Raw genomic sequence first — 16385 nt, 5'->3', positions numbered from 1 at the left:
GGTATCGGCAGGTCGCGGCCATGCTTGAAGGGTTCTGTCGCGTTCTTTTCGGCGCTTATAAGGCGGCACTCAAGCCAGGCGCAGGTGGTTGTCCCACAGGCCGGCCGGCAGCTGCAGCGGACGGCCGACGATGCGCGGCGCCCGGCAGTCGAACAGGCGGCAGCGGGCGACGCCGGAGCTGACCACGAAACCGTCGCTCACCGCACCGACCCCGGCGCAGTCGGGCAGGGGGGCGTCCAGGCGCAGCTCGGCGCTGTCCAGGTCCCAGATGAAGAAGCGATTGCCCCGGGGGGCGGTCAGCGCCAGCAGGCGCAGCTCGTCGTGGATCGCCAGGCTGGCGGTGTACTGCTGCATGGCCAGGCGCTGCGGCTCGCCCAGGGGGAAGGCCTGGAAGGCCTGGCCGGGCCGCTTGATCGCCAGCAGCGCCGCGTTATCGGCGGCATCGCCCATGTACTGCTGGCCGCTGACGATGGTGCCGTCGCCGGCCACCGCCAGATGGCGCACGCTGTTCTGCCGCTGCGGCAGCTGCTCCTTGCTCAGCAGGCTGCCGTCGCGGGCCAGCAGCACCAGGCTGGACTCCATGGCGTCGAGGTTCATGGCCACCCGGCTGTCGGCCTCGGTGCGGATACCGCCGTTGGCCACCACCAGGGTTTCGCCATCGGGCAGCCACAGCAGCTGGTGCGGTCCGACGCCCTGGCTGGACAGCTCGCCGCGGCGCTGCAGGCGTCCGTCCTGCAGGCGGTAGACGCCGATCACCCCGCGCCCGGGGGCGGCGGTGTCGTTCTCCGTGGCGTACAGCCATTCGCCGTCCCTGTGGAACACCGCGTGGCCGTAGAAGTGCCGCCGCTCCGCTGCGGCCAGGGCCTGCAGCAGGCGGCCGTCGCGGGTGTCGATCAGGTAGCTGTGGGTGGCGGGGCGGCGGCCGACGAACAGGGCCAGGGGCAGGTGCGGATGCGCCACCACGTCGTGGCAGCGCTCGCCGACCTCGGTGGCGAAGGCTCGGCTGCCGTCCAGGCGATAGCCGACGGCGAAGTGGCGGCCGTGGGAGTCGTCGCGGGCGGACAGCAGCAGGGGCGCATGGCCGTTGCCGATCAGCTGCCAGCCGCCGAGGGCGCCGGCGGCGAGGGCGGCCGCGCCGAGGCCGAGGAAGGCTCTGCGGTGCATGGCGCGGGCCCTCAGTCGCCGTCGTGGGCGTTGAAGCCCAGCTGGATGCCCAGGGCCTTGGCCAGCTCGGCCTCGTGCAGGCGGTGCAGGCTGCCCAGGCTGTCGTACAGGGCGTTCAGCTCGGCGCGGCCGGCATCCTCGGCGAGCAGCTCGGCGAGCGGGCGCTGCAGGGCGGCGAGGCGCTGGCGGGTGTCGGCGTAGGCGTCGTCGATACGCTGGCTCAGCCTGCCGTGCTCGTCGCCGAGCAGGCTGTGCAGGCCACGGCCCTCGACGCCGCGCCAGAGCCGCTCGGCACCGGCCAGGGCGGCCGCCAGGCTGGCCAGACTGGCGTTGCTGCGCCAGGCCTCGGCCTGGTAGGGCTGCGGTTGCCCCTTGCTCTGCCGGCCGAGCGGGGTGCCGAGCTTCTTCTTCAGGCCGTCGAGGGCGCTGACCTGGGTGCGCAGCAGTTCGGCCACGGCCTCGCCGGCATCGGCATAGCGCTCGTTGGGAAAGTCGCGCAGCTGCGCGGCCATGCCGTCGGCGGCCTGCCACTGCGCCAGCATGGCCGTGGCCAGCTGCTGCTGGTGCTGGCCGATGGCGGTGAGCAGCGGGCAGTAGCGGGCGCGCTGCTGAGGGTCCTGGAGGTCGATGGACGCGTCGAACAGCAGGTACTCGTAGGCGGTCAGGCCCTGGACCACCACGCTGGACTTGTCCAGGTCGGCGGCGCTCAGCTGCGGCTTGCGCTCGAGCAGAGCGCTCACCTGGCGCGCCACCAGGTTCTTCTTGTCCGGCCAGAACTGCACCTGCCAGGCGCGGTTGCCCTCGGCCAGGGGACCGAGCAGCATGGGCTGCAGCCCGGCCCAGGCGCTCTGGGCGCTGAGGAAGGCCTGGCGGGCGTCGCCGAGGCCCTGCTCGCCGCGGCACAAGGCCTCGGCGCTGGCGGCCAGCTGGTGATCGGTCTCGGCCCAGGTGCCATAGGCCGGCAGCAGCACGCCGTCGGCCAGGGCGACGCTGACCTGCTGCTGCGGGTCGCCGGGCGAGCAGGCGGCGAGGGCCAGGCTCAGCAGCGCGAGGGTGAAAGGCGAGCGGATCATGGAGGGCTCCTTACAGCGAGTTCAGGAAGGCCAGCAGCGCGGCGCGCTGCTCGGCGTCGAAGGTGAGGACCTGCTGGCGGGCCGCCTCGGCCTCGCCACCGTGCCAGAGGATGGCCTCCAGCAAGTTGCGGGCGCGGCCGTCGTGGAGGAACTGGGTATGGCCGTTGACCGCCTCGGTGAGGCCGATGCCCCACAGCGGTGGTGTGCGCCACTCGCGCCCCGAGGCGAGGAACTCGCTGCGCTCGTCGGCCAGGTCCGCGCCCATGTCGTGCAGCAGCAGGTCGCTGTAGGGGCGGATGGTCTGGTTGGCCAGTTCCGGCTCGGCGGCGTCCGCCGCGGTGGTGAACTTGGGGGTGTGGCAGCTCTGGCAACCGGCCTGGAAGAACAGCCCCTTGCCGGCCAGTACCTGGGGGGCCTCGACCCCGCGGCGCGCCGGCACGCCCAGGTTGCGGCTGTAGAACAGCACGCTGGCGAGGATGCTGTCGCTGACCTCCGGCGTCCCGCCATTGGCCGCGGCGCGGCAGTCGCGCTGAGGCTCGCTGCAGTCGTCGGCGGGCACCAGGGTGCTGGTCAGGCCCATGTCGCCGGCGAAGGCGTGGGCGTTCTGCTGATTGAGGTTGGGTTGGCCGGCCTTCCAGCCGAAGCGCCCGAGCACGGTGCGCTGCAGGGCGTCGTCCCAGACCCGGTTGGGCCGGCCGGAAATGCCGTCGCCGTCGGCGTCGTCGGGATCGGCGTTGGCCAGCAGCGCGGCCTCGGGAATGGCTTCGAGCAGGCCGAGGCCGATCATCGGCGGGGCGATGCGTGGGGAGAACTGGGTGTCCGGGTGCAGCGGACCGTAGCCGAGCTGGCTGATCTCCAGGCGTGGGCGGCGCAGCTCGACCTCGTGACCGTCGGCGAACCTCACCCTCTGCGGGTTGTAGCTGAAGCGCACCTTGCCCTCGGCGGCGACGCCGGGGTTGGCCATGTCCTGCAGCTGGCTGCCGTAGGTCGGCTCCGGCACCACGCCGAGGCGCTCGATGATCTTCGCCTGCTCGGCAGTGGCCGGCAGCGACAGGCGCACCAGCAGCGAGGCGGCGCTGAGCGCATCGGCGCCAGGCGGATGGCCGCGGCCGTCCTTGATGTGGCAGTTCTGGCAGGCGTTGGTGTTGAACAGCGGACCCAGGCCATCGCGCGCGGTGGTGGTGGCCGGGGCGATCACCCAGGGGTTGCGGAAGAAGCTGTTGCCGACGCTGAAGTCCAGGCGCCGCGAGGGCGAGAGGTTGGCCGCGGGCAGGCTGAAGGCGTTGTGGTCGCGCTTGAACACCGTGGCGCTGCCGCTGGAGAGCGCCTCGCCGGGTTCGGCCTGGGTGAAGCGCGGCGACGGGTCGCAGGCGCTCAGTGCGCCGGCCAGCAGGATGCCTGACAGGGCAGTCAGGCGAGTTGAGGGGGCGCGCATCGAACGGCTCCGCGGCAGCTGAATCGGGCGGGCAATCTTAACAGTCCGGCAAAGGTTAAATAAGAGTTATTTGCGTTTGTTGCCCGGGCGAATGGTCGCACCCTCAGGGTGGGCGCAGGGGCGGCGCGGGTCATCCGGCGAGCAGGCAGGTGCAAAAAGGCCGATGCACCCGGGGGAGCGCATCGGCCTGGCCACGCCGCGTCGACCTAGAACTGGTGGTCGGCGGTGTCCGGGTTGAGGTCGGCGATGCCCAGCTTGCCGGCGGCCTGCTCGATGGCGCCGGTCTGCGCCACCAGGGCGGCGATGGCGTCGCGGACGATCTGCTGGCCGGCGCCGTTGTCGGCGGCGATCAGCTGGTCGAAGTGCTGGTCGTTCTGCTCGGCGCTGTCGACCAGGGCCTGCAGCTTGGCCTCGGTGCTCTGCAGGTCGCTCTGCAGGGCGCTGTCGGCCTGGGCGTCGACCTTGGCCACCAGCGCGGACAGGCTCGGGCCGATCAGGGTGCTGCCGTCGACCTTCTTGTACTCGCCGAGGTAGACGTTGCGGATGCCCTTGGCGTTGTAGAAGTGCGAGTTGTGGGTGTTGTCGCTGAAGCAGTCGTGCTCGTCCTCGGTGGAGTTGGCCTCCAGGGCGACCTTCATGCGCTCGCCGGCCAGCTCGCCGAGGGACAGGCTGCCCATGCCGAACAGCATCTTGCGCAGGCCGTTCTCGGCCGACTCGGCCTCCAGGCTGGCGCGGTAGTTGTCGGCGACGCCGGCCTGCCACTGGCCGACCATCTCGTCCAGGTCGGCGACCAGCAGGTCGGCGGCGGCCTTGAGGAAGGCGCGACGCCGCTCGTTGTGACCGCCGGTGGCGCCTGCGCCGACCACGAAGTCGCTGGCCGGGCGCTCGCCGGCACCGGGGTTGCTGCCATTCAGGTCCTGGCCCCAGAGGAGGAACTCGATGGCGTGGTAGCCGGTGGCGACGTTGGCTTCCGAACCGCCCAGCTCGTTCAGGCTGGCGAGCAGTTGCGGGGTGATCTGGCTGACGTCGAGCCGGTCCTCGCCGAGCTGGATCTGGCTGTTGGCGATGATGTTGGCGGCCGCGCCGGGGTTGCCCAGGGCATGCTGATAGTCGCTGGCGACGTAGTCGATCAGGCCTTCGTCCAGCGGCCAGGCGTTGAGCTGGCCTTCCCAGTCGTCGACCACGGCATTGCCGAAGCGGAACACCTCGCTCTGCATGTAGGGCACGCGGGCGGCCAGCCAGGCTTGCTTGGCGGCGTTCAGGGTAGCTTCGCTGGGGTTGGCCAGCAGGGCGTCGATGGCGCCCTGCAGGGCCTTGCCGGTGCTGGCCGCGTCGCTGAACACGGCCAGGGCCAGGTCGGCGTAGTGGGCAACCACGGCCTTGGCGGCGGCTTCGTCGATCGGCTTGGCCGTGGCTACCGCGGCGTTGGCGGCGGAGGTGGCAGCCTGCACGGCGGGGGCCTGGTCTTCGCCGCAACCGGCGAGGGAAATGGCGATGGCCAGCAGGCTGGCGGAAGCCAGGGGCATACGAATCATGACGACATCCTTTGCGTTTCTGAGGTGAGAGGCACGCGCGCTTGCGCTCGAAAAACGTCAACATAATGCGAAAGATTTGCATTAAGAGCAAAGGTTAATTGCTCTCCGCCGCCACGAAAGCCGTGCGCTGCCTCTGCGCGTGTCGCCGGCGATGCCGTTAGAATGCCGGCTCGCACCCTTTGCGAAGTGGTTATGGCCCGTCGTTATGGAGAACACCCCCATGAGCCTCAGCAGCGTCGCTACTCTCGTCATCCTGATCCTGATCGCCGCCTACGCGGTGATCCTCTACAACGGCCTGGTGCGTCTCAAGCACGGCGTCGGCAAGGCCTGGGCCAATATCGACGTGCTGCTCAAGCAGCGCCATGAGGAGCTGCCCAAGCTGGTGGAGACCTGCAAGCAGTACATGCAGCACGAGCGCACCACCCTGGAACGGGTGATCGCCGCCCGCAGCGCCGTGGCCAGTGCCCGCGAACAGCATGACGTGGGCGCCCTGGGCAAGGCCGAGAGTGGCCTGCGCGCCGGCCTGGGCCAGCTGTTCGCCCTGGCCGAGAACTACCCGGAACTCAAGGCCAACGACAGCTTCCAGCATCTGCAGCAGCGCATCAGCGGCCTGGAGAACGGCATCGCCGATCGCCGCGAGCTGTACAACGAGGCGGTCAACCTGAACAACGTGCGCATCGAGCAGTTCCCGGACGTGCTGCTCGCCCGTTTCTTCGCCTTCAAGAGCGCCGAGCTGCTGCAGTTCAGCGACGCGGAGAAGGCCGATGTCGATCTCAAGACCCTGTTCGGCTGAACCGTGGCGATCGAAGAACTGCTGATCGGCCTGGCCCTGAGCCTGGTCGCGAGCGTCGGCGGTGGCTGGTGGGGGTTGCGCCGGCTGAGCCAGGCGCGCCATCTGCTGGACACGCCGACCTCGAAGATCCGTTCGGCGGCCCAGGGCTACGTCGAGTTCTACGGCGTGCTGGAGGAGCAGGCCGATACCGCGATAGTCGCGCCCCTGACCGGCAAGCCCTGCCTGTGGTGGCGCTTCAAGATCGAGGAGTATCGCTCCAACGGCAAGAACCGCAGCTGGCGGGTGGTCGAGAGCGGTCGCAGCGAGGGCTGGCTGTTGCTCGGCGATGGCACCGGCCATTGCCTGATCGACCCGCGTGGCGCCGAGGTGCGGCCTGCGACCCGTGAGGTCTGGCGCGGCAACCTGCGTCATCCGCGGGGCGTGGCCAGGAGCGGCTGGATGGCCTTGCTGGACGGTGGCAAGAGCTACCGCTATACCGAGGAGCGCCTGCACAGCGGCCAGCCGCTGTACGCCATCGGCGAGTTCCGCAGCAGCGGCGGTGGCCGTCAGGGCTTCGACCCGAGTGTGGCGCAGGGGGCGGTGATCCGCGAATGGAAGGGCGACTTCGCCGGCCTGTTGCAGCGCTTCGACAGCGACCGCAACGGTCAGCTGGACGACCAGGAGTGGAGCCGCGTGCGCCTGGCCGCACAGCTGGAGGCCGAGGATCGCCACCGCCAGCACAGCCAGCGGCCGGCCCGGCACCACATGGGCAAACCCGGGGAGGCGCAGCCCTTCATCCTCGCCAGCGCCGGGGAAGACGAGCTGGCGCGGCAGTTCTACTGGCAGGCGGCGGGCGGTGCCCTGCTGTGCCTGGCAGGCGCCTTGGCGATGGCCTGGCTGCTGGGCGAAAGCTGGCCGAGCTAGCCGGCTGCGGCGCCCGGCGGGCGCGTTCGCGGGGGAGGGTCAGAGCGTGGCGGGGTCGGTCGCGGCGGCCAGGCGGCGGGACTGCTTGAGGAACAGGGTCAGCTCACGGGCGGCCAGGGGCTTGCTGTACAGGTAGCCCTGACCCTCGTGGCAGCCCTGGGCGATGATGTAGCTCTCCTGCTCGGTGGTCTCCACCCCTTCGGCGATCACCTGCATGCCCAGGCTGGTGCCGAGCTGGATGATGGCGCGCACTATGGTGGCGTCGTCCTCGTCGTCCATCAGGTCCTGGACGAAGCTCTTGTCGATCTTCATCTTGTCCAGCGGCAGGCTCTTGAGGTAGCTCAGCGACGAATAGCCGGTGCCGAAGTCGTCGATGGCGATCAGCGCACCGGAGCGGCGCAGGCTGAGCAGGTGCTGCGCGGCGGTGGTGATGTCCTCCATCAGGCCGGTCTCGGTGACCTCCAGCTCGAGGCTGCGCGAGGGCAGGCGGTAGACCTGCATCAGGTTGTTGACCACCCGCGGCAGCTCGGCATGGTGCAGCTGCACGGTGGACAGGTTGACGGCCATGCGCAGCTCGTTGAAGCCCTGGTCGTGCCACTCGCGCAGCTGGCGGCAGGCCTGGTCGAGCACCCACTCGCCGATCGCGATGATGGTGCCGTTCTGCTCCGCCAGGGGGATGAACAGGTCCGGCGGGATCAGGCCGTGTTGCGGGTGCTGCCAGCGCAACAGCGCCTCGACGCCGACCACCCGGTGGTCGCGATAGTCCACCTGCGGCTGAAACACCAGGCTGAACTGCTGCAGGGGCAGGGCCTCGCGCAGGTCCTTCTCCAGCTCCCGGCGCCGGCGCATCTCGCTGTCGACGCTGGCGATGTAGAACTGGTAGCGGTTGCGCGAGCGGCTCTTGGCCAGGGTCATGGTCTGCTCGGCTTTCTGCAGCAGCTTCTCGGTGTTGTCGCCGTCCTCCGGGAACAGGGTGATGCCGATGGTGGCGCGCAGGCGCACCTCCTGCTCGTCGAAGTTGAACGGCGCCTCCAGATTGTCCAGCACGCTCTGCGCCAGCTCCGCGGCTTCGTAGGGTTGTTCGATATCGGCCTGGACCAGGGCGAACTGGTCGCCGCCCAGGCGGGCCAGGGCGCCGAGCCGGCCACTGTGGCTGCGCAGGCGGTCGGACAGGGCCAGCAGCAGCTGGTCGCCGGTCTGGTAGCTGAACTGTTCGTTGACGCCCTTGAAGTCGTCCAGGCCGACGCACAGCACGGCGACGCGGCGCTGGCGGCGCCCGGCGTCCTCGAGGATCTGGTCGAGCTGTTGCTGCAGCTGCTGGCGATTGGGCAGGCCGGTGAGAAAGTCGTGCTGGGACATGCGCAGCAGGCTGTCTTCCGCCTCGCGGCGCAGGTGGGTGTTGCGCTCGATGGAGGCGAGCAGCTGGTTGGCGGTCTTGATCCACAGGCCCAGTTCGTTCTTCTCGTTGCCCTTGAGCATGGGCAGCTTGTGTTCGCTGGGGCGGTCCGGATTGATGCGGCTCAGGTGTTCGATGATGTTCGACAGCGGCTTGGTCAGCAGCAGGTGATAGACCAGGTACAGCACCAGGCCCATGGCCAGGGCGCGCAGCACGCCGGAGACGAAGATGATCACCGAGCTGGTGACGAAGTTCTCGCCGTAGAGCGCCGTGTCGAGGGTGATCTTGAGGTCGCCGTAGTACTCGCTGTAGGGCGCGCGGCCGACCAGGGGGGTGGTGAAGTGCTGTTCCTTGCCGAGGATCGGGTCGGTCAGCCAGCGGGTCGAGAGTTCGAGCGGCTCGCGCAACCGTTCCGCCAGCATCGGCTCGTTCGGGTGGCCGATGGCCGCCATGCGTACCGACTCGTGCTGGAACAGGCCTTCGACGACCTGCAGGCCCATCTCCCGGTCGAGGCTGTACACGGCCTGGGTCGAGGGGTCGCGGAACATGCCGAGGATGCGCTGGGCATCGTCGTCCACGGCCTGCCGCGCTTTATAGGCGTCGAAGACGATCTGCGCGCAACTCAGTACCACACCCACGGCCAGTGCCGCGAGCAGCACGACCCGCAGCAGCTTCAACGACAGGCTGTTCTGGAGTTCCAACTTCAAATGGCGGTTCCTTGTGCGATGCCAGAGGCGTCAGACCGGTGTGAGTATTGGCAAACTCGAGTCGGCCGTCAAAGGGCCAATACCGCGAGCCGCTCGCAGTCGGGCGATGCCGCGCCGCAAGGGTGCCTGGTTGCGTGCTGGTATCGGGTCCGGGTGACGACGCGAGGGCTCGCGGGGCAACGGTGCCATACCCGCGGCCTGGCGTCATCTCGAATAGTCGATCATTGCCGGGCCGGGGGCGGTCGTATCGATCGAGCCGCTGGGCCGAAGAAGCGCCGCGGTCGGCTCTATAGAAAGCAAAGAACCCGGCATCAGCCGGGTTCTTTGTGCGCGCTGGCGCGGTCTCAGGCGGCGTAGTTCTTGGCTACGAAGTCCCAGTTGACCAGGTTCCAGAATGCCTCGACGTACTTCGGACGCAGGTTGCGGTAGTCGATGTAGTAGGCGTGTTCCCACACGTCGCAGGTCAGCAGCGGGGTGTCGCCGCTGGTCAGCGGGCAGCCGGCGCCGATGGTGCTGGCCAGGGCCAGGGAGCCGTCGGCCTTCTTCACCAGCCAGCCCCAGCCGGAGCCGAAGGTGCCGATGGAGACCTTGCTGAACTCTTCCTTGAACTTGTCGAAGGAACCGAAGGCCGCGTTGATCGCGTCGGCCAGGGCGCCGGTCGGCTGGCCGCCGCCGTTCGGGCTCATGCAGTTCCAGTAAAAGGTGTGGTTCCAGACCTGTGCGGCGTTGTTGAAGATGCCGCCCGAGGAGGTCTTGACGATCTCTTCCAGGCTCTTGCCTTCGAACTCGGTGCCCGGCACCAGGTTGTTCAGGTTCACCACGTAGGTGTTGTGGTGCTTGCCGTGGTGGTATTCCAGGGTCTCGGCGGAAATGTGCGGCTCGAGGGCGTTCTTCTCGTACGGCAGCGGCGGCAATTCGAAAGCCATGGTTTATCTCCTTTCTCAGGTCAGGTGCGGTGTGCGCGAGGCCGTTCACGGGCGGCCGGACAAGCGGCGGGAGTCTCTACTCCTTGGCGCCGCAGACCCGGGATCATAGCACCGGGGGCGGGGCATAACCACGCAGCAACTGTGTGGAAAAGCCGGTGCCAGGGCCTCGACCCGGCACGGCACGGGGAGGGCGGGACGGCCGCCTGACTCAGTGGTCGAGCAGCAACTGCAGGGCGATGGCGAGCATCATCGCGGCCACGCCCAGGTCGATCAGCCGCCAGGTCGCCGGACGCGCCAGCCAGGGCGCCAGCCAGGCCGCGCCGAGGGCCAGGGCGAAGAACCAGATCAGCGAGGCACTGGCCGCCCCCAGGGCATAGGCGCCGGGCGCCGGCTGCTGGGCACCGAGGGAGCCGATCAGCAGCACGGTGTCCAGGTAGACGTGGGGGTTGAGCAGGGTCACGGCCAGGGTCGCCAGCAACACCCGGCGCAGCGAGCGCGGGACGTGCTGCCCGCTGGCGTTCAGCGCCTGCGGACGCCAGGCGCGCAGCAGCGCCTGGCTGGCGTACCAGAGCAGGAAGGCGGCGCCCCCCCAGCGGGCGATGCCCAGCAGCAGCGGGCTCTGGCTCAGCGCCGCGGCCAGGCCGAATACCCCGGCGCTGACCAGCAGAGCATCGCAGAGCATGCACAGCAGGGCCACCTGCAGGTGATGTTCGCGGCGCAGGCTCTGGGCCAGGACGAAGACGTTCTGCGTGCCGATCGCCATGATCAGGCCGATGGCCACCAGCAGGCCGTTGCTGTAGCTCTGCCACATGCCCGTCACTCCGGGGTCGCCGCGGCCGCCAGGCCGCGCAGGGTGGACAGCGCCCGCTCGGCCCGTGCGACGGGCACGAACAGGTGGTCGTGGTAATAGCCGGCCACCACGTTGCAGCTCACCCCGGCCCGGGCCAGGGCCGCGGAGAAGGAAGCGGTCAGGCCCACCGCGGCCAGGGAGGAGTGCACGCGCAGGGTGATCCAGGCCGCGACGTAGTCGTAGCCCAGGCCCCGGGCGTCGGCCTGGGCCCGGGGCAGCACCAGGGTCAGGCCCTCGCCCTCGCGCATGCTGGCGACCGGCTCCAGGCCCTGGCAATCGGCATCGTGGGGCAGGCTGCAGAACACGTAGTGGCCGGGGTTCAGTTGCGGCTCCATGCCTTGCAGCAGGCGGGACAGATCGGTTTCGCCGGACATGGCGGGCTCCTCGGACAGTGGCTGGATGTAGCCAGTGTGGAGCGTTCGGCGGTATAAGGAAAACACATGATACTGATGCCTCATTAGGAAAACTGATTTGTTCGACTACAAGTTGCTGGCCGCCCTGGCGGCGGTGGTGGAACAGGCCGGGTTCGAGCGGGCCGCCCAGGTGCTCGGGCTGTCGCAGTCGGCGGTGTCGCAGCGGATCAAGCTGCTCGAGGCGCGGGTCGGCCAGCCGGTGCTGGTGCGCGCCACGCCGCCGACGCCCACGGAGATCGGCCGGCGCCTGCTCAACCATGTGCAGCAGGTGCGCCTGCTGGAGCGCGACCTGCAGGGCCAGGTGCCGGCCCTGGACGAGGGCGGCCTGCCGGAGCGCCTGCGCATCGCCCTCAACGCCGACAGCCTGGCCACCTGGTGGGGCGGCGCGGTGAGCGAGTTCTGTGCCGAGCAGGGGGTATTGCTGGACCTGGTGGTGGAGGACCAGGACGTCGGCCTCAAGCGCATGCGCGCCGGCGAGGTGGCCGCCTGCGTATGCGCCGCCGAGCGTCCGGTGGCCGGGGCCCGCTCCCTGGCGCTGGGGGCGATGCGCTACCGGGCGCTGGCCAGTCCCGGGTTCCTTGCCCGGCATTTTCCGGACGGCGTCGAGGCGCAGCGGCTGGCGCGGGTGCCGGCCATCGTCTTCGGCCCCGACGACCTGCTGCAGCATCGCTACCTGGCCGGCCTCGGCGTGGAGGGGAGCTTCGTCCACCACCTCTGTCCGTCCTCCGAGGGCTTCGTGCGCCTGGCCTGCGCCGGTTTCGGCTGGGGGCTGGTGCCGGAGCTGCAGGTCGAGCGCGAACTGGCCGGCGGCGCGCTGGTGGAGATCCTGCCCGGGCGGCCGCTGGACGTGCCGCTGTACTGGCACCACTGGCGCAACGGCGGCGAGCTCCTGGCGACGCTCACCCGCCACCTGCAGCGGGCGACCCTGGGGCGCCTGGTGCGCCCCGCCGACTAGATGTGTAAACCCAGTACGTTATTCAGTGAAAGCGGAACGCGACTGATTGGTGGCTGGTAGCCGAGGCTGGCGTGTGGCCGGTGCCAATTGTAGTGATGTAGCCAGGGCGTCAGGTGCTGTGCTCGCTGTGCCGAACTTTCATAGCTATGGGCATAGGCCCACTCGCGCAGACTGGTCTGGATGAAGCGCTCGGCCTTGCCGTTGGTGCGTGGCGTGTAAGGTTTGGTGCGCAGATGGCGCAGCCCCAATCGTCTGAGCAAACGCCGAAACGTGCGAGAGCGATAGCAGCTGCCGTTGTCGGTCATGATGCGGGTGAAACGAATGCCCAGGCTGCGGTAGTAGCGCAGCGCCTGGAGCAAGGCTTGGCAAGCACTGCGACCACGCTCGTCAGGATGCAGGCTGCTGAAGGCGATGCGGCTGGCATCGTCGATGGCCACGTGGACGAATTCCCAGCCCGCGCCGTCGGAGTTCTGCTGTCGGTCGCCGGTGACCCGATGGCCAGGTCGCCAGAAACGGCCCAGCTTTTTGATATCCAGATGCAGCAGATCTCCGGGTGTCGGGTACTCGTAGCGCACCACCGGTGGCGCCGGCTCCAGCTCAGCCAGTCGATGAAAGCCGGCCCGCCGCAGGCGGCGCGCAACAGTGCTGACGGCCAAGCCTAGCTCTCTGGCGATCTGCCGATAGGTCTTGCGGCATCGCCGATGTTCGATCAGACGCTCGACCACGGTATCGGGTGTCGCATGCGGGCAGTGTTGCGGACGTGATGAACGATCCATCAACCCGGCCTCGCCTTCCTCGCGAAAGCGCCGCAACCATTTGTAGGCGGTTCGCACGCTCACACCGGCCGCCTGGGCGGCTTCTTCGACCCGCAAGCCGTGCTGGATGCGCCGAACCAAAAGGGCTCGACCGCGAGGGGTAAGACGGGCATGTTTATGCAGGTTCATCCGGGGCTCCTGGAAGGCTAGGTTGGTCGCACTTCCAGAATTCCGGGAATGCCCCGGATGAACAACCTACTGAGAGATCACAACTAGAGGCGGAAGTGCGCCACCAGCTGCTCCTGGCTGCCGGCCAGCCGACGCAGCTGCTCGCCGCAGTCGCGGGTGTGGGCGGCGGTCTGGCGGTTCTCCCCGGTCATCTCGTGCAGCTGGTGCATGTGCCGGTTGACCTCGGCGGTGGTCGCCGCCTGTTGCTCGGCGGCGGCGGCGATCTGGAAGGCCAGGGCGTGCACGCCCTGCAGCGAGTCCTCCAGACGCTCGAGCGAGCCGAGCACCGCCTGGGTCTCGTCTTCCAGGCCGCGGGCCTGTTCGCTGGCCCCCTGCATGCCGGTCAGGGCCTGGCTGGCGGAGTCGCCGAGGGCGTCGATGATCGGCACGATCTCCTCGGTGGCGCTGCGGGTGCGCAGGGCCAGGCTGCGCACCTCGTCGGCCACCACGGCGAAGCCACGGCCCTGCTCGCCGGCGCGGGCGGCCTCGATGGCGGCGTTGAGGGCGAGCAGGTTGGTCTGCTCGGCGATGCCGCGGATCACCTCGAGCACCGCGCCGATCTGCTGGCTGTTGCCGGCCAGGGTGTGCACCACCCGGTCGGCCTGGCGCAGGCCGTCGAGCAGCTGGTCCTGGCGGCCGATCATGTGCTGCAGGGTGGCCTGCATGGCGGCGAAGGCTTCGCGCGCGGCGGCGCTGCCGTCGGCGCTCTGGCTGGCATTGGCGGCGATCTCCTGCACGGTGGCGGCCATCTGCTCGACCGCGCCGACCACCAGCTCCAGGGCTTGCTGCTGCTGGTCCAGGCGGCTGCTGGTCTGCCCGGCGGCGCCGAGGATGTCGCCGCTGGCCGCGCCTACCGCCTGGCTGGCCTGGCGCAGCCGCGCGATCACCTCGCGCCAGGCCGTGGCCATGTCCTGCAGGGCCTGCATCAGGCCGCCGTGGGCGGCGCCGTCGCCCGCCAGCTGCAGCTCGCCGGCCGCCAGCCGCCGCGCCAGGGCGGCCATGCTGCTCGGCTCGCCGCCCAGTGGGCGCATCACGCTGCGGCTGACCAGCCAGGTGGCCAGGATTACCGCGGCAATGGTCAGCAGGGCGAGCAGCAGCAGCTGCCACAGCAGGGCGCGTACCGGGGCGAAGGCCTGGGTCTGGTCCATCTCGGCGATCAGGGCCCAGCGTTGCCCGGCGAAGGTCAGGGGCACATAGGCCTTGAGCGCCGGGCGGCGATCCAGGCCGGCCTCGGCCAGGCGCCCTTGTTCGCCCTGCAGCGCGCGGCTGATGGCGGCGCCGGTGAGCGGCGCGGCCGGGTGCCCGGCGCGGTCGACCCGTTGCCCGTCGAAACGCACCGAGTCCGAGCGTAGGCGCAGGTCGCCGCCCACCAGATAGGTTTCCCCGGCATCGCCGAGACCCTGGCGCGTCTGCATCACCGCGTTCAGCGGGGCGAGCGGCAGCTCCAGCGCCAGCAGGGCCATGACTGCGCCCTCGCCGACGATGGGGGCCACCAGGAACTGGCTGGGCTCGCCGCTTTGCGGGTTGACCGCCAGGTCGCCGATGAGTGCCTGGCGTTCGCTCAGGCTGGCCTGCACCAGGCGCGCCAGGGGCGAGTCGCCCCCGGCGTCGGCGTCGCGCTGCACGCTGAAGATCACCCGGCCATCGCCGGCGATCAGCTTGAGGTCGCGGTAGCCGAAGGTCTCGATGAAGTTCTCGAAGATCGGTCGGTCGTAGTTGGCGGCGCTGATCAGCGCGTTGCTGTCGAGGCCCTGGTAATTGCCGGCGAGGTTGGCGGCCAGGCTGCTGAGCTGGTTGTGCCGGGACTGCCAGCCGTCCAGTAGCTGCTGCTGTTTGATATTCGCTACGGCCTCCAGGGTGTTCAGTGTTTGCTCCCTGAGTGTCTGGCTGGCCTGCTGGTAGGCCATAAGGGCCATGGACAGTACCGGTATCAGGCCGATCGCCAGATAGCTGAGCACGAGTTTGAGGCGTAGTGGCATGTCCTTGGGCTCCGCGGGTAGAAGGGTGACAGTCGGGTGGTTGCGTTGAATATTCTGCAAGAAGCGTGCGAAGTAATTTACGAGCGTCAAATAAATTGAGCGACATGCCCGCCGCGGGCCCTGGCCGGGCCGGTCACCGGGCGGGGCAGGGCGGTGGGGGCACGAGGGGCTGGTCTGCTCGTGACCTGCAGGGTCGTCGTGCTGGCCGGTGCGGACAGGGCGCAGCCGCCGCGGCGCTGTTAGAGTGCGCCACGGGATGACTGCAAGGGGGCGGGGCAATGAAGATTCTGGTTACCGGGGCGAGCGGTTTCATCGGCGGGCGCTTCGCCCGCTTCGCCCTGGAGCAGGGCCTCGCGGTGCGGGTCAACGGCCGCCGGGCCGGTGCCGTGGAACACCTGCTCAGGCGTGGCGCTGAGTTCGTCCAGGGCGACCTGGGCGACCCCGAGCTGGCCAGGCGCCTGTGCGAGGATGTCGAGGCCGTGGTGCACTGTGCCGGCGCCGTCGGCGTCTGGGGGCGTTACGAAGATTTCCACCGGGCCAATGTGCAGGTCACCGAAAACCTCGTCGAGGCCTGCCTGAAACGGCGGGTGCGGCGCCTGGTGCACCTGTCGTCGCCGTCCATCTACTTCGACGGCCGCTCCCATGTGGCGATCCGGGAAGAGCAGGTGCCCACGCGCTTCTTCGATCACTACGGCAAGACCAAGTACCTGGCCGAGCAGCAGGTGTTCGGCGCCCAGGAATTCGGCCTGGAGGTGCTGGCGTTGCGGCCGCGCTCGGTCACCGGCGCCGGCGACACCAGCATCTTCCCGCGGCTGATCAACATGCAGCGCAAGGGCCGCCTGGCGATCATCGGCAACGGCCTGAACAGGGTCGACTTCACCAGCATGGCCAACCTCAACGATGCCCTGTTCGCCGCCCTGCTGGCCCCCGCGCCGGCCCTCGGGCGGGCCTACAACATCAGCAATGGTGCACCGGTGCCGCTGTGGGACGCGGTCAACTACGTGCTGCGCGGACTCGACCTGCCGCCGGTGACCCGGCATCTGCCCTTTGCCCTGGCCTATGGCGCGGCGGCGCTCAACGAGGGCGTCTGCCGGCTGCTGCCCGGGCATCCCGAGCCGACCCTGTTTCGCCTGGGCGTGGCGATGATGGCCAAGGACTTCTCCCTGGATATCGGGCGTGCCCGCGAATTCCTCGACTACGAACCGCGGGTCAGCCTGTGGACGGCGCTGGATGAGTTCTGCCAGTGGTGGAAGGCCCATCATCCCGACTGACG

The 16385-nt window shown here is 69.3% G+C and carries 14 protein-coding genes; 4 read left to right on the top strand and 10 right to left on the bottom strand.

Annotated features, from left to right (window positions below):
• Positions 1-69: 69 nt before the first annotated feature.
• The 4 genes from I0D00_RS17760 to I0D00_RS17745 all read right to left on the bottom strand — a co-directional run bounded on the left by I0D00_RS17760 (position 70) and on the right by I0D00_RS17745 (position 5207).
• Complete coding sequence (locus I0D00_RS17760) at positions 70-1164, bottom strand: DUF1513 domain-containing protein (RefSeq protein WP_213641139.1); 1095 nt, start codon at positions 1162-1164, stop codon at positions 70-72.
• Positions 1165-1175: 11 nt separating this feature from the next.
• Positions 1176-2237: an imelysin family protein gene (locus I0D00_RS17755; protein ID WP_213641138.1), complete on the bottom strand. Its 1062-nt coding sequence runs from the start codon at positions 2235-2237 to the stop codon at positions 1176-1178.
• A 10-nt stretch (positions 2238-2247) separates the two neighbouring features.
• Positions 2248-3672, bottom strand: a complete 1425-nt coding sequence (locus tag I0D00_RS17750; RefSeq protein ID WP_213641137.1) for a di-heme oxidoreductase family protein — start codon at positions 3670-3672, stop codon at positions 2248-2250.
• A 206-nt stretch (positions 3673-3878) separates the two neighbouring features.
• The gene (locus tag I0D00_RS17745; RefSeq protein WP_213641136.1) at positions 3879-5207 is read right to left on the bottom strand and encodes an imelysin family protein; all 1329 of its coding nucleotides are present in this window, start codon (positions 5205-5207) and stop codon (positions 3879-3881) included.
• A gap of 220 nt (positions 5208-5427) precedes the next feature.
• On the opposite strand from I0D00_RS17745, the gene I0D00_RS17740 reads away from it, so the two are divergent.
• A complete protein-coding gene (locus tag I0D00_RS17740) occupies positions 5428-6000 on the top strand; it encodes a LemA family protein (protein ID WP_213641135.1) in 573 nt (190 codons plus the stop codon).
• 3 nt (positions 6001-6003) lie between these two features.
• Entirely contained in the window at positions 6004-6903 is a 900-nt protein-coding gene (locus I0D00_RS17735; protein WP_420850821.1) for a GIDE domain-containing protein, read from the top strand.
• Positions 6904-6942: 39 nt separating this feature from the next.
• Here the strand turns inward: I0D00_RS17735 and I0D00_RS17730 are convergent, their stop codons facing one another.
• The 4 genes from I0D00_RS17730 to I0D00_RS17715 form a co-directional block, all read right to left on the bottom strand.
• The gene (locus I0D00_RS17730) at positions 6943-9006 is read right to left on the bottom strand and encodes a putative bifunctional diguanylate cyclase/phosphodiesterase (protein WP_213641134.1); all 2064 of its coding nucleotides are present in this window, start codon (positions 9004-9006) and stop codon (positions 6943-6945) included.
• A 344-nt stretch (positions 9007-9350) separates the two neighbouring features.
• Positions 9351-9932: a superoxide dismutase [Fe] gene (gene sodB, locus I0D00_RS17725; protein WP_213641133.1), complete on the bottom strand. Its 582-nt coding sequence runs from the start codon at positions 9930-9932 to the stop codon at positions 9351-9353.
• Between the two features lie 208 nt (positions 9933-10140).
• On the bottom strand, positions 10141-10743 hold the full coding sequence (locus I0D00_RS17720; RefSeq protein WP_213641132.1) for a LysE/ArgO family amino acid transporter: 603 nt from the start codon (positions 10741-10743) through the stop codon (positions 10141-10143).
• Positions 10744-10748: 5 nt separating this feature from the next.
• The gene (locus I0D00_RS17715) at positions 10749-11156 is read right to left on the bottom strand and encodes an ACT domain-containing protein (protein ID WP_213641131.1); all 408 of its coding nucleotides are present in this window, start codon (positions 11154-11156) and stop codon (positions 10749-10751) included.
• 97 nt (positions 11157-11253) lie between these two features.
• Here I0D00_RS17715 and I0D00_RS17710 point away from each other — a divergent pair, with 97 nt between their 5' ends.
• Positions 11254-12150 (top strand): LysR family transcriptional regulator ArgP, encoded by an 897-nt coding sequence (locus I0D00_RS17710; protein WP_213641130.1) that lies wholly within the window; start codon positions 11254-11256, stop codon positions 12148-12150.
• Here the strand turns inward: I0D00_RS17710 and I0D00_RS17705 are convergent.
• The gene (locus I0D00_RS17705; RefSeq protein ID WP_213639824.1) at positions 12147-13094 is read right to left on the bottom strand and encodes an IS481 family transposase; all 948 of its coding nucleotides are present in this window, start codon (positions 13092-13094) and stop codon (positions 12147-12149) included. The genes I0D00_RS17710 and I0D00_RS17705 overlap by 4 nt on opposite strands.
• Before the next feature lie 83 nt (positions 13095-13177).
• A complete protein-coding gene (locus I0D00_RS17700) occupies positions 13178-15112 on the bottom strand; it encodes a methyl-accepting chemotaxis protein (protein ID WP_213641129.1) in 1935 nt (644 codons plus the stop codon).
• Positions 15113-15390: 278 nt separating this feature from the next.
• On the opposite strand from I0D00_RS17700, the gene I0D00_RS17695 reads away from it, so the two are divergent.
• A complete protein-coding gene (locus tag I0D00_RS17695) occupies positions 15391-16383 on the top strand; it encodes an NAD-dependent epimerase/dehydratase family protein (protein WP_213641128.1) in 993 nt (330 codons plus the stop codon).
• Positions 16384-16385 lie beyond the last annotated feature (2 nt).

This window comes from Pseudomonas lalucatii, assembly GCF_018398425.1.
Classification (GTDB): domain Bacteria; phylum Pseudomonadota; class Gammaproteobacteria; order Pseudomonadales; family Pseudomonadaceae; genus Aquipseudomonas; species Aquipseudomonas lalucatii.
The sequence above is the reverse complement of the archived record's forward strand: the minus strand, read 5'-3'. Positions and strand labels throughout refer to the sequence as shown.